We start from the raw sequence: 18,874 nt of genomic DNA, 5'->3' as shown, positions 1-18,874 counted from the left end.
GGGGTGATACAACATGGCGGTGTATCAAGTATTGGTTGTTGATGATTCCGCTTTTATGCGTAAAATTGTTACGGATTTAATTCAATCGGATCCGGAATTCAAGGTCACAGCAACGGCTTCAAACGGTAGAGAAGCGATTCAAAAATCGCTAGAATTGAAACCCGATATTATCACAATGGACGTTGAGATGCCCGAAATGAATGGGTTGGACGCACTAAAATCAATTATGAAGGAATCCTTCGTTCCTGTGATTATGCTCTCTGGTATCAACGAACAAGGCATGAAAGAAACCATTATGGCGCTTGAAGCCGGGGCATTTGACTTCATTCGTAAACCATCCATCGTACATGATCAGGATATTGCCCAAGTCGGTAAAGCTTTGGTTGAACGCATGCGTGCTGCGATGAATGAGATCAAACGAAAAGCTGATCGTGATTTATCCATGAAAAATAGAGACATGTCGCGAGGAACAGTTGCTCCCCCAACTCAGCCAGTGCAGAAAGAAATGCCAGTCAGGGATCGAATGGAGCCTGTGAAAAAAACGATCGAGCCTATCCAGACAGCTCAACGTGCTGTACGAGAGCAGACTGAAGAATTTCAGGCCAAATCAAAGAAGCCAATTGCGCCATTATCACCTTCGAAACCAGGCCGAGTAGAGAATAAAATGGAGCCTTTGCCGAAGGCAGAGCGTAATTCGGGGACGAATGTAGAAAAAGCAGTGAGGTCAGCTAATCCACTACAGACTCCAAAGGAAATTCGACTACCTAATGCAGCTCGAATGGCAGCCGATCAAATAGCAGCAACTTCTGCCTCTGCAAAAACCAAGGATTTAGCCGAGTCTAATGCTGTTCCAAAAGGTGCTGGGAGCCCGGAAGGATCATTCAACAAGCTTGTAGCGATAGGTTGTTCTACGGGTGGACCTAGGGCTCTCAAGACATTACTTGAGCAGCTGCCCGCTGATTTGCCAGCACCAGTCATAATTGTGCAGCATATGCCGCCCAATTTTACCCGTTCGTTGGCTCAACGATTGAATACGTTCAGTCCACTGCATGTGGTTGAAGCTGAAGAGGGCATGGTCCTGAAGAAAGGGACTGCCTATATAGCACCCGGCGGATTCCATGTGAAAGTTAACAAAACAGCAGACGGGAAGTTTATCCTTAAGCTGACTGAGGATCAACCAGTGAATGGGCATAGACCTTCGGTGGATACGATGTTTGAGTCGCTACTGCCGTTTACATCTTTACAAAGGCATCTTGTTTTGCTGACAGGAATGGGAAGTGATGGAGCTCGTATGATGAAGAAATTATACGAAGCTGGAGTTACATCAACCTTTGCCGAGAATGAAGAAACATGTGTTGTATATGGTATGCCGCGTTCTGCTGTAGAGCTGCAATGCGTTCGTCATCTTCTGCCACTGCAGGAGATTGCATCTAAACTTGTTCAAGCAGTGAAATAACGGAGTGTAACTCACGGAGGAGGTGCCTCACAATGGACATGAACCAATATCTATCCATGTTTATTGATGAGTCTAATGATCATCTGCAATCCCTTAACGAAAACATGCTTCAACTTGAAGGCAATCCGGAAGATCTTGGAATAGTTCAGGTTATATTCCGTTCAGCTCATACCCTGAAGGGTATGGCGGCAACAATGGGCTTCGAAGATTTGGCATCACTGACACACAAAATGGAAAATGTGCTGGACCTTGTGCGGAATGAGAAGTTGAAGATGCAAGATTACATTTTTGATACTCTGTTCAAGAGTCTGGATGCCTTGGAAACTATGGTTCAGGATATTACCGCGGGTGGACAAGGTAAAGCGGATGTGTCCTCTATCGTAGCCTCACTTCAGGCAATTGAAAATGGTGAGATTACAAACGGAGATGCTCCTGCAACTGATAAAAACAAGCAAGCTAATGCTTCAATATCTTCGGCTGTGGAGCTGGATGAATTCCAATATTCAGTGCTTGATCAGTCGATTGCCGAAGGTCACCGTGTATTCTATATCGATGTGCTTGTTAGTGAGCATAGTCAGTTAAAAGGTGTTCGGGCGTATATGGTCTTTGATATGCTCGAGCGTTCAGGTGAAGTCGTTAAGGCTTACCCATCCGTTCAGGATATTGAGCAGGAGAAGTTTGAGCGCAGTTTCTCGTTGTATTATATAACAACTAAAGAGGCGCACGAACTGGAAGAAGGCATCATGAGTATCTCCGAAATTGAAAGTGCGAAGCTTATTCAGCTGGATCAGGAGACTCTTCAGCAGATGGCCAATCAGGTCGCGGCTACATTTGAAGCACCACCCGCTCCAACCGCTGTAGCTGAGGTTACTTCGCCGGATAAAAATGTTTCATCCAAAGAAGAAGCCAAGTCGGCACCAGCCAAAGCAGCTGCGCCGAAGCAAGCTGCTGCACCTTCACGTACCATTCGTGTAGATATTGAGCGCCTCGATGTACTGATGAACCTGTTCAGTGAATTGTTGATTGACCGTTCACGTCTGGAGCAACTGGCCAGCGAGACAGGCAATAATGATTTGTCTGATACGGTAGCGCATTTAAGCAGAGTTAGCACAGATTTGCAAAACATTGTATTGAAATTGCGGATGGTTCCGGTAGATACCGTATTTAATCGATTCCCGCGCATGATCCGTGATCTGGCTAAGACACTTGATAAAAAAATTGATCTTGTGATTACAGGTGCTGAAACGGAACTCGATCGTACGGTAATCGATGAGATTGGTGATCCACTCGTGCATTTGCTGCGTAACGCGGTTGACCATGGTGTGGAATCCATTGCAGAACGTGTTGCTGCAGGTAAACCAGAGATGGGTACAGTAAACCTGCGCGCTTTCCATAGTGGAAATCACGTATTTATCGAGATTGAAGATGATGGTAAAGGCATCTATCGCGACAAGCTTTTGCAAACCGCAATCAAACGTGGGGTTGTAACCGAAGAACAAGGTGCCAAGATGAGCGATGATGAAGTGAATCAGCTGTTGTTCGCACCTGGTTTTAGTACTGCCGATATTATCTCGGATATCTCTGGTCGGGGCGTAGGTCTGGATGTAGTAAAATCTAAAATCACATCGCTTGGCGGTAATGTAACGATTCATTCGACTCCAGGGAAGGGCACGAATTTCTCTGTTCAGCTTCCGTTGACTCTTTCCATTATTGCTGCAATGCTTGTAAGACTCGGTTCAGAGAAATACGCTGTTCCATTGTCCTCCATTGTAGAGACAGCAATTGTACAGCGTGGACAGGTTCGTAATATCCATGGCAATAAAATGATCACGTTCCGTGAATCACTTATTCCATACTTGTCCTTGAGCGAAGTTTTCTCCGTACCGGATTTCAATGATGCTGATGAGCAGGAAACCGAAATTGTTGTGATTCGCAAAGGTGACCGTCTTGCAGCCGTAGCTGTTGAAGAATTTATTGGACAGAGTGAGATTGTTCTCAAATCAATGGGAACCTATCTCCCTGCTATTGAAGGAATCTCTGGAGCAACCATTCTCGGAGATGGACAAGTAGCCCTGATTCTTGATCCTAATGCATTTATTAAATAAGCATATAGCTAAGTCTTACATTTAATAGGGAGGTTTTTTACGTGGAAGAAGAGTTGAAAGTCATCGTCTTTAAATTGGGTTCCGAAGAGTATGGTATTGAGGTAGACAAGGTTCAGACGATCGAGCGCATGATGCCAATTACCCGTGTTCCCAAAACACTTTCCTTTGTAAAAGGAGTAATTAATCTACGTGGTGTTGTAATTCCGGTCATTGATCTACGCGGTCGTTTCTCCCTTCCGGAATCGGAGTACACGGATCAGACTCGTATTGTTATCGTTGGTGTAGATGACATGCAAGTTGGCTTTATCGTAGATTCTGCCAATGATGTTATTGATATCAAAAGCAGTGCCATCGATAGCCCACCAGAAGTGGTTGGCGGCGTCAAAGCTAGATACCTGCGTGGTGTAGCCAAATTGGAGGATTCACGCTTGCTGATCATGCTCAACTTGAACGAAGTATTAAATAAAAGCGAGATTGTACAGCTGGAAAGTGTTGAGGGCTAGTACCGTGGAGATGTTCAACCGATTTGAGGTATTCCAGATGGATGTGCTCAAAGAGGTCGGTAACATTGGAGCAGGCAACGCCGCAACGGCGTTGTCTCAACTCCTCAACAGACCGATTGACATGGGTGTACCTACAGTACAAATGCTCCCTTTTGAAGAAGTCGCTGAAAAAGTGGGCGGAGATGAACGCATCGTTGTTACCGTATTTCTTCGTGTAGAAGGGGAAGCACCGGGAAATCTTTTCTTTATGATGACACCCGAGGCTGCTAAAATGTTGTTGAATAGACTTGCCGGGTTTGATCTGAAAGAAGGACTCGCTTTCTCGGATATGGAGCAATCAGCGCTTTCCGAAATTGGAAATATCTTGGCTGGATCATATCTTTCTTCTCTGGCAGATTTCACGAAGTTGTCCATGTACCCAACCGTTCCTGGACTTGCCATTGACATGGCAGGTGCCATTCTGAGCTACGGCTTGCTGCAATTTGGCGAGATGGGTGATGATGCATTGTTGATTGACACCTCTTTCTTTGAAGGTGAAGATCAGGTTGAAGGTCAGTTTTTCCTGATTCCGGATCCACCATCATTCGCAAAGATATTTGAATCGCTAGGGGTGCCACTGAGCCATGATTGAGGACAAAAGCGTCGTTAAAGTCGGTATGGCGGATTTAAACATCGCTCATCTTCCTGGTGTAATCCGTACAACTGGCTTGGGCTCTTGTGTGGGTTTAACAATGTATGACCCACATTTGAAGCTGGCTGGAATGGCGCATGTCATGCTTCCTACTTCAGAGATTGCCCGTGAAGGGAAATTGAACACAGCCAAATATGCGGATACGGCGTTGCCTGAGCTTTTGGAAAGAATGATAAAACTAGGCGCTTCTCACTCACGTATCGTTTCTAAAATGGCCGGAGGCTCTCAGATGTTTGCCTTTGCTGGTGCCGGGGATACGATGCGGATTGGCCCAAGAAACGCAGATTCTTGTCGAGAGTGGCTACAGAAACTCAAGATCCCACTTCTGGCAGAAGATACGGGTGGCAATTATGGACGAACGATTGAAATGGATTGTGAAACTGGACTTTTGACTATTCGCAGTGTCCAAATGGGTGTAAAGGAACTATAAGACTATGATAGGAAACTACCGCATTAATCTTGGAGCAGGCATCGTTGGATTTATTCTTACTTTTTTTGTAGCATTCAGCAGCAATGTGTTGATGACCAGTTTAATTCGCGGATTGATTGGATTCGTAGCCTGGTTTGTCCTTGCATATGGCTTACGCTGGGGATTGGGATTGCTATTGAACCCTCAGGCCGAGGGAAATGGGTATGGTTATGATTCACCAAGTGCTCAAGATCAAAGAGGTTCACAGGTGGACATCAAACTCGAAGATGATGGACAAGAGCTGAATGACTTGCTCAAGAGTGGACAGAACGCCTCCTCTGGGGATAACATTCCGCCATCTGAGACGAAAGCTCCAACGGGATTCGCCCCTTTGGATCCGCCTAAACTTGTCCGGACCAAGGATCCGGAGGAATTGGCGCAGGCCGTTCGTCACCTGACAGACAAATAAGGAGGGTGAAAGCAATTGAACGAGCGTAAAGCTTCACATTTGAACCATTCTGATCTGTGGGAAAAGTGGAAAGAACATGGAGATCTTGAAGCCAAGAAAAATTTGATTGAAAAGTATCTTCATATTGTAAATTATGTGTCAGGTCGCCTGGCTGTCGGTTTGCCCAAAAATGTTCCCAAAGATGACTTGGAGAGTAATGGAGTTATGGGGTTGATTGATGCATTGGAGAAGTTCGACTATGAACGTGGTTTGCAATTTGAAACCTATGCATCATGGAGGGTTCGCGGAGCCATACTTGACGGTCTGCGTCAAGGTGATTGGGTTCCGCGTTCTGTTAGGGAGAAGGCCAAGCGGATTGAGGACGCCTACCAGCAGCTGGAACAAAGCTATCTCAGATCCGTTAGTGATGAGGAAATGAGTCAGTATCTGGATGTGTCGACCAAAGATTTTCAACATATGCTTCAGGAAGTGGCAGTTATGTCACTATGCTCGCTGGAAGACCCGATTCGTGAAGAAGAGTCTGAGACACGTCTGTCTTTGATGGTAGATGAAAAAGCCAAAAATCCGGATTATAAAGTGAATGAGTTTTATTTGAAGGAAGCATTGGTGCAAGGGCTTGACAAGTTGACGGTAAAAGAGCGAACAGTCGTTTCACTCTTGTATTACGAAGATCTATCTCTTAGTGAAATTGCGGAGGTCATGTCTCTTTCTCCGTCTCGTATATCCCAGTTACATTCCAAGGCAATATTACGACTACGCGGCACGTTGGACAAACAGAAAGATTTGTTGATGCGTAAGGATTAATAGAGAAAAGGAATACATTGGAGTTTGGGGAGTGGAAAGTCTAAAAGGAGGAAGAATTGCGGTGACACAGCGGACTGCTTTGGAACAATGTTTAAACATTGTTTTATCGGACGACAAATGCACAGCCTACCTTGAATTTTCCAAAGAGGAAGAGGGCTTTGCCTGCACGATTGATGAACTTGAACAATTTGTGGCGAACAAGGGCATCAAACAAGGTGTATTGCGAGAGGCATTGTTACTTTTGGTGAGTAACCCTGAAATCTATTTGAAAGATAAATACAAGATTGCAGAAGGTGTCGCTCCCATTCAGGGAACAGATGGATTCATCAAGATCCTGGTAGGGATGGACGATACGAATGAACGACGACCTCTTGAATCGGAAGATGGAACTGTCGATTACAAAGAAGTGACCCGGTTAAACAATGTTCGTAGTGGACAGATCATTGCAGAGCGAATTGCTCCTGTCGATGGCATACCAGGCAGGGCAGTAACAGGTGAGGAAATTCCTTATCGTCCTGGTAAAGAAGCCCGGTTTAAAGTTGGGAAAAACGTAGTGATTAACCCGGATGGATCTGCCATGTATGCAGCGCTGGATGGGCTGGTTACCAAAACAGATGGTAACAAACTAAATGTATTTCCGGTCTATGAAGTTAATGGAGACGTTGACTACAACAAAGGCAACATTGATTTTGTAGGAACTGTTGTTATACGCGGCAATGTGCTTACCGGATTTAAAGTAAAAGCAGCAGGTGACATTCGTGTCGTCGGAGGTGTCGAAGGAGCGGAACTGGAAGCAGGTGGCTCAATCGAAATTACCGGTGGCATTATTGGTTACAACAAAGGACTGGTACAAGCAGGCCATAATGTTAAATGTACGTTTATTCAAGAAGGCAATGTGGATGCCGGTGAAGATGTTCTGGTTTCCCAAAGCATTATGCATTCCAATATTCGTGCTGGCCATCGTGTCATCTGTGCAGGAACCAAAGGTCTTATCGTTGGAGGCTCAATCCAGGCTGGTCAGAACGTCTCAGCGCGTGTTGTAGGCAACAGTATGTCAACTGTCACTGCCATTGAAGTTGGTGTGCTACCGAGGCTTCGTAACGAACTTAATGATTTGCGCAAGGAAGTCAGAGAGCAGATGGAGTCCTTGGACAAAACGAAGAAAGCTTTGACATTGCTGGATCAGCTAGCTGCCGCAGGACAATTAACTCCGGATAAGATGTCGATGCGAATCAAGCTGAGTGCTACACAGAAATCTGCTCTTCGTGTAAGTGAAGAAACGAAAATGCGCATCTTTGAAATTGAAAAGGCACTTGAAGATACAAGCAAGGCTCGTGTTGATATTCTGAAGATAGTTTATGGAGGCTCTAAAATAGTTATCGGCAGATACACGAAATTTATTAAAGATCCAGTCAGTCGAATTTCATTTTATTATCACGATGGCGATATTACGATGGTTCCATACGTTTAAGTACAGCATTCAGGCACATGAAGAAATCCATTCGAAACCGTGAGGTGAGCGTATGAGTTTCAAAGCAGTGGAGTTGCAGATTGCGGTACCACGAACGAGCGAGGCGGGGCGCTATCAAAGTGAAGCCCAGCAAAGACCGATTACGGATCAGAATCTATTGGCAGAGCAAACGTCGAAAGAAGCAAATGAAGCAAGGCAACGTAGTGAAGCAATGGATGAAACTTCACAAACTTCGGTGCGTGATGGTCATACGAATGATGGACATCAGCAGAGTGGCTCAGATGGACAGGAAACGGCTCAAGTTCAGGAAAACATCAAACCTGCCGAGCACCCTTATAAAGGAAAACACATTGATCTGTCTCTGTAATACATGATTTGATGGAATGCAGTTTTGCGCACCGATGGTTGAATCAGAAGGAGAGAACCGAATTTGTCACCATGGATCATTATTGTCATATTAGGGGCCTGCGCCATTGCCTACGCATATATCATGCCCCGGAAAAACAAGGCGCAGGAGCCGGGGCATCAACTGGTGCAAGAGATGGAATCTACGCTTGAACATTACATGACCGAGATTGAAAATGATAATGACGCTCTCATTCAGCGTGTAGCTGAAATGAAAGGAGAAGCGACAGCAGCCGATCAACGTATGCAATTGCAACTACAGGAATTACAGCAGCGGTTGGATCAGTTGGAACAGAGCAAAATGAACGAACCCGTTGCATCACCAGTTCAACATCCAGGTAATATGCCTGTACCAACTTCCGAAGGTTTGCAAGCACAAGCGCTCGTGAAAAGTGTGCAAGCAGAAGCGGCCCAGCAGGCCCAAGAAGCAGACCTTCAGAGTAGCAAGACAGAATCCATTCCTCAACGTGAATCGATTAAAGATCGATATGCAGAACTTTTTAATTTACATGCTGAGGGTAAGTCAATGGATGCCATCTCCAAGCAAACAGGCATTCAACGCGGGGAAGTACAATTAATACTGCAACTTGCCGAACGGGAGGAGAGCTGAGTCATGGACAAGCGATCCTTATGGATTGGATTGGGGAGCGGCATGATCGTTGGTGCAGTTTTGCTTCAACTGGCAACAGTGGGACAGAATGCATTATCGGATAGTAACCTTGACCCCGAGAAGACCGCCAATATGACCAAAGAACAACTTGAAACGGCCGCGAGAAGTTTGGACATGAAGTTGATAGATTCTGAGGAGGAACTTTACTCAGAAGCAGAGTGGGTGGAGAAGAAAAAACAGGAGAGCAGCGAACTGCAGGGAGATACAGCAACACCGCCTGCGACAGCAACCACTACAGCAACACCTGCCGAACCTGAAAAGCCACAAGAGCCTGCTACAAGTGAAGGTGAAGAGCAGAAAGAAATAACGGAGCCGAAGACCATTGAACCTTCAACGCCGAGTAATCCAAAAGGCGCGACAGTTTCATTCAAAGTACGTTCAGGCAATAGTCTGGCGATTGTTGCAGCAAACCTGAAAACAGCTGGAATCGTTGATGATGCTCAAGCGTTTATCAAGGCTGGCAAGGCTGAGCGAATCAACACTAAAATTCAAGTAGGTACCTATGCACTTGAAAAAGGTGAAAGCTTCAAATCCATTATCGCAAAAATTACGAAAGAACCGTCAAGCTGAGCGTGCTCGGACAGGACGGTTTTTGTGTATTTAGTCGTGTTTTTTGAAAGCTTTATTAATAAATAGTGATAAGTACAAGAACACGGTTGAATGGCTTCGTTAGTAACAAAAGTATAAAGGAGATTTTAGTTTCAAAGACTGTTGCATCAGGCGGTCAATTATGCTATATTAGATAACGGTGTTAAAACACACGCATGTGCTAATTTTGTTGAGGGTGCTTTCCTTATGGAGAGTCTTGGCGAAAAATGATGCCGGCGGAGGACACAATAAAAACCATATTAGGAGGTGTGTGAAGATGGCAGTAATCTCCATGAAGCAGCTTCTCGAAGCTGGGGTACACTTCGGTCACCAAACTCGTCGTTGGAACCCAAAAATGGATCGTTATATCTTCACTGAAAGAAACGGAATTTACATCATCGACTTGCAAAAGACGGTGAAAAAAGTCGAAGAGGCTTACAACTTCGTTAAAGGAATCGCAGGAGAGAATGGTAAAATTCTTTTCGTGGGTACTAAGAAACAAGCTCAAGATTCCGTTAAAGAAGAAGCTGAACGTGCTGGTCAATTCTACATTAACCAACGCTGGCTCGGCGGTACCCTGACTAACTTCCAAACCATTCAAAAACGTATTGATCGTTTGAAACAATTGGAAGCTTGGGAAGAAGACGGTACATTCGCTGTATTGCCTAAAAAAGAAGTAATCTTGCTTCGCAAAGAAAAAGATCGTCTTGAGAAATTCTTGGGCGGTATTAAAAATATGAAAGGCCTGCCAAGCGCCCTGTTCATCATCGATCCACGCAAAGAGCGTATCGCAGTTGCGGAAGCTCGCAAATTGGGTATCCCAATTGTAGGTATCGTTGATACTAACTGCGATCCGGACGAGATCGATTATGTTATCCCGGGTAATGACGACGCGATCCGCGCTGTTAAATTGCTGACAGGTAAAATGGCTGATGCTGTAATCGAAGCTAACCAAGGCGAAGAAACTTCTGCTTAATAGATTCGAACATATGCAATAAACTAAATGAAAAGGGTGGTTGGCAGGTGGATAACCTCTCACTGCCCTTTTTTTAGAGTGTACGTACAATACTTAATTTTGGAGGGAATTTATAATGGCAGTTAATGCGAGTGCAGTAAAAGAACTTCGCGAAAGAACGGGCGCTGGTATGCTCGATTGCAAAAAAGCACTGGAAGAAGCAAACGGCGATGTAACGAAAGCAGCTGAATTGTTGCGTGAGAAAGGTCTTTCTGCAGCAGCAAGCAAAGCAGGCCGTGCAGCAACTGAAGGCGTTGTAGAATCTTACATCCACGCTGGTGGACGTATTGGCGTTCTGGTTGAAGTTAACTGTGAAACAGACTTCGTTGGTAAAACGGATCAATTTAAGGATTTCGTTAAAGATGTAGCTATGCAAATCGCTGCAGCTAATCCTAAATTCGTTACACGCGAAGAAGTTCCTACAGAAGAGCTGGAAAAAGAAAAAGAAATTTTGAAAGCTCAAGCTCTTAACGAAGGCAAACCAGAGAAAATCATTGAAAAAATGGTTGAAGGCCGTATCGGTAAATACTACGAAGAATATTGCCTGATGGAACAAACTTTCGTTAAAGATCCAGACAAAACGATTTCCCAATTGCTGAATGAAAAAATCAGCCAAATCGGTGAAAACATCTCCATCCGTCGTTTCGTTCGTTACGAACTGGGTGAAGGTCTTGAGAAAAAAGTAGACAACTTCGTAGAAGAAGTAATGTCCCAAGTAAACAAATAAGACGTTTTTTCTAAACCGGCAAGCAAGATTGATTTTTCGAAGATATAAGAATGATAAAACTTCGAAGCGTAAACTCCCTTATATCTCAGGAAAACATTGCCTTACCGGTTGAACGTTTTTCCTAAAAGAGCGGAACACAACTGTGTTCCTTTCTTTTTAAGCAGGAGGCCATGCGCGAGAAGTTTTGTTGGTTGAACACCGAGCGTGTTCAATTCAAAGTGGAGGGTGAATAATTGGAACAGCCAGTATTTAAACGTGTTGTCTTAAAGGTCAGCGGAGAGTCACTTTCCGGTCAAAACGGCTACGGTATTGATGCAGACACGATCTCGTCGATTGCCCAACAGGTAAAAGAGGTTGTTGCACTTGGTGTACAGGTTGCTATTGTATGTGGCGGCGGAAACATCTGGCGTGGAATAGCTGGTAGCGAGAACGGCATCGATCGTGCAACTGCTGATTATATGGGTATGCTGGCGACGGTAATGAACTCGCTGGCACTGCAGGATGCTTTGGAACAGATTGAAGTACCTACACGTGTACAGACATCTATTGCAATGCAGCAAATTGCAGAGCCTTATATTCGTCGTAGAGCTATTCGTCATCTGGAGAAAGGCCGGGTCGTTATTTTTGCAGCAGGTACAGGTAACCCGTTCTTTTCCACTGATACAACAGCAGCACTACGCGCAGCGGAGATTGAAGCAGAAGTTATCTTGATGGCCAAGAATAAAGTCGATGGTGTATACTCAGCAGATCCGTTTAAGGACAGTACAGCTGTGAAATTTGATCAGTTGACTTACATGGATATTCTTAACAAAGACCTTGGTGTAATGGATTCGACGGCATCCTCGCTTTGTAAGGACAACAACATCCCGTTGATCGTATTTGCCATTACGGAACAAGGTAACATCAAACGTGTTGTTCTGGGCGAACGTATCGGAACAATCGTTAAAGGGAGTGTAGATTAATGCCACAAGCGGTTAAACAACATGCCGAAGAGCGTATGGAAAAAGCAATTCAAGCATTGCGTCGTGACCTGGCTACTTTACGTGCAGGCCGTGCAACTCCAGCTCTTCTGGACCGAATTCAGGTAGAGTATTATGGAGCAATGACGCCATTGAATCAACTCGCTAATATCAGTACTCCGGATTCCCGTACACTGATGATTCAGCCGTGGGACAAATCTTCCATGGGTGATATCGAGCGTGCCATCATGAAATCGGATCTGGGTCTTACTCCAGCGAATGATGGTAGCATGATCCGTCTGTCTATTCCGGCATTAACGGAAGAGCGCAGAGCGGAACTTGTGAAGCTGACGAAGAAGTTCGGTGAAGAAGGTAAAGTAGCGATTCGTAACATTCGCCGTGACGCGAATGATGACATCAAGAAAATGGAGAAGTCAGACATTTCCGAGGATGAATCCCGGAGACATCAGGACGATATCCAAAAATCGACCGACAAGTTTATTGCTGAAGTCGATAAGGTACTTGCTGCCAAAGAAAAAGAAATTATGGAAGTGTAAGACAAGCGCAGCCCCTCCAATACGGTGGGGTTTTGTCTCTTTTTCCAAGCTTCAGATAAAGAAACTTCAGGGATTTTGGAGGAACAGGAATGATCAAACGGGTTCGGTCGTGGTGGAATGGGGCTGACAAGCAGGAAACGCTGACTATATCCGAGGACAATATCCCGCAGCACGTCGCCATTATCATGGACGGCAATGGACGATGGGCCAAACGTTTGGGACTCCCGCGTATAGCCGGGCACCAAAATGGCATGAAGGCGGTCAAACGTGCGACCATCGCGGCGGATGAACTGGGCATCAAATATCTGACGATGTACGCTTTTTCGACAGAAAACTGGACGCGTCCAAAAGAAGAAGTGGATTTTCTGATGCGACTTCCGCAAGAATTTCTGGCCATTGAGCTGGATGAACTTATAGAAAAAAATGTGCGCATTCGCATGATGGGCCAAGAGGAACATTTACCTTCTCATACCATCAATGCCTTGCGGGAAGCCATTCGTCTTACGGAACATAATACTGGTCTCGTTTTGAACTTTGCAATGAACTATGGAAGTCGTCGCGAGATGACGGATTGTGTTAAACAGATCGCTCTGCAGGTGAAATCGGGGGAACTATCGGCAGAGGACATAACACCTGAACTCATTGATAGACATATGCTGACGGTTGACATGCCTGATCCGGATCTGCTGATCCGGACGAGCGGGGAGTTGAGATTGAGTAACTTCATGCTCTGGCAACTTGCATATAGTGAATTATGGTTTACGGATATATACTGGCCCGAATTTGGCAAAAAGCATTTGCTTGAAGCAGTAGCCGAATATCAGCGCAGAACAAGGCGTTACGGCGGTTTGAAATAGATGGAGGATGAAGCCGTTGAAACAGCGATTAACGACAGGAATCATAGCAGGTGTGTTGTTTTTAGGTTTTTGCATGCTGGGCGGACCCTGGTACCATGGTTTGGTATTGCTTATGGCTCTCATCGGTTATTATGAATTTGTAAAAATGACCGGGGTGATGCCTTTTTCAGGTGTGGCCCTGATTGGATATGCCGGTGTTTTTGCCATTGTGTTTCCTTGGGAAATGCTTTGGGAAGCAAGACCGCTATCCTTATTTCAGGTCATCTGGATTGTAATGCTTGTACTAATGACAGCTTCGGTTGTCACTAAGAATAAGGTTCCCGTGAATACAGTAGCCATGCTATTTCTTGGCGTGCTGTATATAGGGATCGGTTTCTATTACATTGCAGAATCCAGACACCTACATCATGGATTGTTCTGGACGTTCCTCTTGCTTGGCTCCATATGGGCGAGTGATGCAGGGGCTTATTTTGTAGGGAAATGGATTGGTAAAAACAAACTGTGGCCTTCCATCAGTCCAAACAAGACTGTAGAGGGTGCAATGGGTGGCATTGTAATAGCAATTATCACTTCTGTTGTTTTTGCGTTAGTGTCAGATGGTTTGCTTTCTTGGCAGAGAGCGATCGTGATCGGAATTGCTTGCGCAGTTGTAGGTCAGATGGGGGACTTGATCCAGTCTGCTTACAAACGTGTATATAATATCAAGGATTCAGGCAGTCTTCTCCCGGGGCATGGAGGCATTCTTGATCGGTGCGACAGCTGGATTGTTGTTTTTCCATTCGTACATATACTAATGCTATTGCCCTACTAAAGAAGAACATGAGTCTGAGATAACAGCATTGTTCACTGTAGCATTGGATAATTAAAGATGAGGTGCAGCATGAAAAAAATTGCGATTCTCGGGTCGACTGGTTCCGTTGGAACTCAGACACTTGATGTAGTAGACATGCATCCAGAACTTTTTCAAGTGGAGGGATTGGCTGCGGGAGGCAATACAGACCTGCTGATCGAGCAAACCAAACGTTACCGACCGAAGAAAGTATCGGTGGGCTCTAAAGAACTGGCGGAGAAGGTAGCTCCATATCTGCCTGCAGGTACGCAACTGTTTTACGGCACAGAAGGACTGGTAGAAGTTGCCGCAGGAACAGAAGCGGATACGGTTGTAACGGCGGTGGTAGGGAGTGTTGGACTTGAGTCAACGCTTGCAGCTATTGACGCTGGTAAACATATCGGACTTGCCAACAAGGAGACACTGGTTACGGCCGGGCATATTGTTACTACAAGAGCTGCTGCGAAAGGCGTTTCTTTACTGCCCATCGATAGTGAACACTCTGCTATATACCAATGCTTAAATGGTGAAAACAGAGAACGTTTGACAGGGATCACGCTCACCGCTTCAGGCGGTTCATTTCGTGATCTTACCCGTGAACAGTTGAAAAACGTGACGATAGAGGATGCGCTTAAACATCCCAATTGGTCAATGGGCTCCAAAATAACGATAGACTCCGCAACGATGGTGAACAAAGGACTTGAGGTTATTGAAGCACATTGGTTATTTGGTCTTCGTTATGATCAGATTGATGTATTGCTTCACCCGGAGAGTGTAATTCATTCCTATGTGGAATTTAATGACACCAGCATCATTGCTCAACTGGGAAATCCGGATATGCGAGTTCCCATTCAATATGCATTGACTTACCCTGACCGTTTGCCTTCACCAGCACAGCGTCTGTCTCTTGCTCAGGCTGGGAAATTACATTTCCGCGAGATGGATATGGAACGCTTCCCATGTTTAAGAATGGCGTATGAGTGTGGTAAAATGGGAGGAACCGCAACAACGGCATTTAATGCAGCCAACGAGGTTGCTGTAGCCCGTTTCTTGCGTAAAGAGATTTCGTTCCTTAAAATAGAAGATATTATTGCTTCTGTGCTGGAAGCGCACCACAATGTGGACGAGCCTGATCTGCAGGAGATCGCCCGATGTGATCTGGAGAGCCGTAAGCTCGCATCCAGTCTGTAATCTCTTTTTTCATAACAAAATGGAAGAAGTGATTCTCTTGTGCGACATCAGAGAATAATGATAATCTAGAGGGACAGACTGCGGTATGTGCCGTGAAGGAGGATGGATAGGGATTGGAAACCATACAAGTGGTATTTCTAACGGTGCTCATGTTCTTTGTCATCGTGACGGTTCATGAATGGGGGCATTATTACTTTGCCAAACGCGCCGGTATTCTTGTACGGGAATTTGCGATCGGTTTTGGTCCCAAATTGTTCTCATATAAAAGAAACGAGACCCAGTTTACATTGCGTTTGTTGCCTTTTGGCGGATATGCACGGATGGCAGGGGAAGACCCGGAACTGGTAGAGATCCAGGAAGGTCAGACCATTGCGGTAAGATCTGCAGACGACCAGGTGAAAATGATTTATCTGGATCAGTTGGATAACCGTAAAAATGTAATACGTGGTGAAGTCATCTCCATTGATATGGAGAGGGCCCTGAAGCTTCAACTGGATGTAGATGGTGAGATTCAGGAGTATCGCATACACCCCCAAGCCATGTTGGTGAGTCGTGGCAAACAAACACAGATTGCACCGAAAGATCGCCAATTCGGCAGCAAAACCGTTGGGCAGCGTGCATTGGCTATTTTTGCGGGACCCCTGATGAACTTTATCTTGGCCTTTGTGCTGTTTGCTGTATATGCGCAGATGGCAGGAGTTCCGGTGGAAAACCCGAAAAATCTTGAAATTGGTGAAGTGCTTGAAGGTGGGGCAGCCGATCAGGCGAACCTGCAAAAGGGCGATATTATTGAAACCATCAACGGTACTGCTATTGGTACGGATTCACAAAAAATGGTGACAATGATTGCTGATTCCAAAGACAAGCCGATGGAGTGGACGCTGCGACGAGGCAGTGAAACGTTTAATATTACGATTACTCCACGTACCGTAGAAGGACAAGAGGGCGGGAAAGTGGGAATTGTTCCTACGTTACCTACCCGATCTGTTGGATTTGTAGAAACATTTACAGTATCCGGCATAGCAATGGTTGATACAACCAAAGTGATATTTGAAGGTTTCAAACATTTAATCAATCAATTTAACATGGACGATATTGGTGGTCCGGTTCGTACATTTGAAGTGACAGGACAGATTGCAAAACAAGGAATTGAGCAGTTAACGAGATGGGCAGCTATTTTGAGTCTGTATCTTGGAATTTTCAACCTGTTGCCAATACCTGCACTTGACGGTAGCCGTCTTGTATTTTTGGGGATTGAAGCGCTGAGAGGCAGACCTGTTGATCCAAACCGCGAAGGCATGGTACATTTCATCGGATTTGCGATGTTGTTTGTCTTGATGCTGGCAGTAACATACAATGATATATTACGTTTAATTAACGGATAATTACGGTTGGACTACGCTCTGAGCATTCAGAGCTAGTCGTTATGGGAGGACGCTGGAGTCTTATGTCAAAGGAAAATGATAAACAATTCGTGACTGAAATTACACCACAGGGTGAGGATTTCTCGCGCTGGTATATTGATGTTATCAAAAAAGCGGATCTCATGGATTATGCACCCGTACGTGGTTGTATTGTGTTCAAACCAGACGGATTTGAAATCTGGGAGCATATCAAAGATGAGTTAGATCGTCGTTTCCGGGAAACGGGTCATCGCAATGCGTATTTCCCGATGTTCATCCCTGAGAGTTTCTTCCAAAAGGAAAAAGAGCATGTGGAAGGCTTTAACCCTGAACTACCATGGGTTACGGAAGCTGGCGGAGAGAAGCTGGAAGAACGTCTGGCGATCCGTCCTACATCTGAAACGATTATTGGTCACATGTATTCCAAGTGGATTCAGTCTTATCGGGATCTACCGGTACTGATCAATCAGTGGGCTAACGTGGTCCGTTGGGAAAAAAGAACGTTGCCTTTCCTTCGCACAAGTGAGTTCCTGTGGCAAGAAGGTCACACTGCACATGAGACTGAAGAAGAAGCGCGCGAAGAAACGATGAAAATGCTTGAAATTTATCGTGAAGTAGTTGAAGAGTATTTGGCTATCCCTGTGATTGTAGGTCAGAAAACCAAATCCGAGAAGTTTGCGGGTGCAGTGGATACGTACTCGATCGAAGCCATGATGAAAGATGGACGTGCTGTACAAGCAGGTACATCACACTACATGGGAACGAACTTCGCAAAAGCATTTGAAATTCAGTATCTTAGCCGAAACAATGTGCTGGAACTGGCTTACACCACTTCATGGGGGGTAAGCACACGTTTGATCGGTGCGTTAATTATGGTTCACGGAGATGACCGTGGTCTCGTGCTTCCGCCTAAAGTAGCACCGACGCAAGTGGTCATGATTCCAATTGGACCTCCGAAAACGCGTGATGCTGTTGTGGGACGTGCAGATGAGTTATTCACTGAGTTGAAAAAAGCTGGCGTCCGTGTAAAAATGGATGACCGCAGTGATGTTCGCCCAGGTTGGAAATTCAATGAATACGAAATGCGCGGTGTTCCGATTCGTCTGGAGATCGGTCCACGTGATATGGAAAATGGCGTTTGTGTACTCGTTTCACGCATCACAGGTGAGAAGAAAGTGGTAGAACAAGCGAACCTGGTAGAAGAAATTCAGTCTATGTTGACACAGATCCAGGTAGATATGTTGGAACGTGCTCGGACATTTATGTCGGATAACTTCTACTCTGTGGATACACTTGATGAAATGAAAGAACTAATGGAAAATAAACGCGGGTTTACACTGGCTGGATGGTGCGGTTCAGAAGCTTGCGAAGATAAAGTAAGAGAAGTCACAGGTGCAACAAGCCGGAACATCCCGTTCCAGCCTGCGGAAGAAAAGCATACGTGCCTGGCTTGTGGTGAACAGGCAAAACACACGGTAGTTTTTGCAAGAGCGTATTAAGTCAGGATAACCTGACTATATACATTGAACTAAACATTTACATGAGAACGTAGAGAACAGAAATAACCTGAAGAAGCGGAGCTAAAAGCTTTCTGAAAGAAAGCTACATCGGAAGCATACGCTGCGCCTTTATCCCCCGGATTTTCCCCTTTGTAAAAGGGAATCAAAAAATCTGGGGATAACAGCGATCGGAAGGTTGTTCTGTTATCGGAGTGGTAAATGTAAATATCTTTTTGTTCAATTTATATAACGGCACGTACGGACTG

Annotated in this window: 20 protein-coding genes; all 20 read left to right on the top strand. The window is 45.1% G+C overall.

Annotation, left to right across the window (positions count from 1 at the left end):
- Nucleotides 1-13 precede the first annotated feature (13 nt).
- The 20 genes from cheB (at nt 14) to proS (ending at nt 18,608) form a co-directional block, all read left to right on the top strand.
- Complete coding sequence (cheB, locus tag AC4G47_RS19290) at nt 14-1,456, top strand: chemotaxis-specific protein-glutamate methyltransferase CheB (RefSeq protein WP_491102246.1); 1,443 nt, start codon at nt 14-16, stop codon at nt 1,454-1,456.
- A 32-nt stretch (nt 1,457-1,488) separates the two neighbouring features.
- On the top strand, nt 1,489-3,561 hold the full coding sequence (locus AC4G47_RS19285) for a chemotaxis protein CheW (protein ID WP_491102245.1): 2,073 nt from the start codon (nt 1,489-1,491) through the stop codon (nt 3,559-3,561).
- Between the two features lie 41 nt (nt 3,562-3,602).
- A complete protein-coding gene (locus tag AC4G47_RS19280) occupies nt 3,603-4,064 on the top strand; it encodes a chemotaxis protein CheW (RefSeq protein ID WP_145318865.1) in 462 nt (153 codons plus the stop codon).
- Nucleotides 4,065-4,074: 10 nt separating this feature from the next.
- Nucleotides 4,075-4,695, top strand: a complete 621-nt coding sequence (locus AC4G47_RS19275; protein WP_458127217.1) for a chemotaxis protein CheC — start codon at nt 4,075-4,077, stop codon at nt 4,693-4,695.
- Nucleotides 4,688-5,185 (top strand): chemotaxis protein CheD, encoded by a 498-nt coding sequence (locus AC4G47_RS19270; RefSeq protein WP_145318862.1) that lies wholly within the window; start codon nt 4,688-4,690, stop codon nt 5,183-5,185. The genes AC4G47_RS19275 and AC4G47_RS19270 overlap by 8 nt, the downstream gene beginning before the upstream one ends.
- Before the next feature lie 4 nt (nt 5,186-5,189).
- On the top strand, nt 5,190-5,633 hold the full coding sequence (locus AC4G47_RS19265) for a hypothetical protein (RefSeq protein WP_336764922.1): 444 nt from the start codon (nt 5,190-5,192) through the stop codon (nt 5,631-5,633).
- A gap of 15 nt (nt 5,634-5,648) precedes the next feature.
- On the top strand, nt 5,649-6,437 hold the full coding sequence (locus AC4G47_RS19260; protein ID WP_145318858.1) for a FliA/WhiG family RNA polymerase sigma factor: 789 nt from the start codon (nt 5,649-5,651) through the stop codon (nt 6,435-6,437).
- A 61-nt stretch (nt 6,438-6,498) separates the two neighbouring features.
- Complete coding sequence (locus AC4G47_RS19255) at nt 6,499-7,908, top strand: flagellar assembly protein A (RefSeq protein ID WP_491102244.1); 1,410 nt, start codon at nt 6,499-6,501, stop codon at nt 7,906-7,908.
- Nucleotides 7,909-7,960: 52 nt separating this feature from the next.
- Nucleotides 7,961-8,275, top strand: coding sequence for a hypothetical protein (locus AC4G47_RS19250; RefSeq protein WP_458126392.1), 315 nt, complete (start codon nt 7,961-7,963; stop codon nt 8,273-8,275).
- Between the two features lie 63 nt (nt 8,276-8,338).
- A complete protein-coding gene (locus tag AC4G47_RS19245) occupies nt 8,339-8,923 on the top strand; it encodes a hypothetical protein (RefSeq protein WP_491102243.1) in 585 nt (194 codons plus the stop codon).
- Between the two features lie 3 nt (nt 8,924-8,926).
- Nucleotides 8,927-9,553, top strand: coding sequence for a hypothetical protein (locus AC4G47_RS19240; protein ID WP_491102242.1), 627 nt, complete (start codon nt 8,927-8,929; stop codon nt 9,551-9,553).
- Nucleotides 9,554-9,848: 295 nt separating this feature from the next.
- Complete coding sequence (gene rpsB / locus AC4G47_RS19235; RefSeq protein ID WP_017689155.1) at nt 9,849-10,547, top strand: 30S ribosomal protein S2; 699 nt, start codon at nt 9,849-9,851, stop codon at nt 10,545-10,547.
- Between the two features lie 115 nt (nt 10,548-10,662).
- Nucleotides 10,663-11,313, top strand: coding sequence for a translation elongation factor Ts (gene tsf, locus AC4G47_RS19230; RefSeq protein WP_062833819.1), 651 nt, complete (start codon nt 10,663-10,665; stop codon nt 11,311-11,313).
- Between the two features lie 233 nt (nt 11,314-11,546).
- Nucleotides 11,547-12,275: a UMP kinase gene (pyrH, locus tag AC4G47_RS19225; protein ID WP_017689153.1), complete on the top strand. Its 729-nt coding sequence runs from the start codon at nt 11,547-11,549 to the stop codon at nt 12,273-12,275.
- Nucleotides 12,275-12,829 (top strand): ribosome recycling factor, encoded by a 555-nt coding sequence (frr, locus tag AC4G47_RS19220; RefSeq protein ID WP_017689152.1) that lies wholly within the window; start codon nt 12,275-12,277, stop codon nt 12,827-12,829. The genes pyrH and frr overlap by 1 nt, the downstream gene beginning before the upstream one ends.
- Before the next feature lie 89 nt (nt 12,830-12,918).
- Entirely contained in the window at nt 12,919-13,686 is a 768-nt protein-coding gene (uppS, locus tag AC4G47_RS19215) for an undecaprenyl pyrophosphate synthase (protein WP_017689151.1), read from the top strand.
- Nucleotides 13,687-13,702: 16 nt separating this feature from the next.
- Complete coding sequence (locus AC4G47_RS19210) at nt 13,703-14,497, top strand: phosphatidate cytidylyltransferase (RefSeq protein ID WP_491102241.1); 795 nt, start codon at nt 13,703-13,705, stop codon at nt 14,495-14,497.
- 69 nt (nt 14,498-14,566) lie between these two features.
- Nucleotides 14,567-15,706 carry a 1-deoxy-D-xylulose-5-phosphate reductoisomerase gene (locus AC4G47_RS19205; RefSeq protein ID WP_458126396.1) on the top strand — a complete coding sequence of 380 codons (1,140 nt, stop codon included), beginning with the start codon at nt 14,567-14,569 and terminating at the stop codon, nt 15,704-15,706.
- A 113-nt stretch (nt 15,707-15,819) separates the two neighbouring features.
- The gene (rseP, locus tag AC4G47_RS19200) at nt 15,820-17,091 is read left to right on the top strand and encodes an RIP metalloprotease RseP (protein WP_491102240.1); all 1,272 of its coding nucleotides are present in this window, start codon (nt 15,820-15,822) and stop codon (nt 17,089-17,091) included.
- 62 nt (nt 17,092-17,153) lie between these two features.
- Entirely contained in the window at nt 17,154-18,608 is a 1,455-nt protein-coding gene (gene proS / locus AC4G47_RS19195; RefSeq protein ID WP_458126397.1) for a proline--tRNA ligase, read from the top strand.
- Nucleotides 18,609-18,874: the final 266 nt, after the last annotated feature.

Source organism: Paenibacillus sp. Negev47 (assembly GCF_058313655.1).
This window is presented reverse-complemented; position numbering and strand designations above follow the sequence as displayed.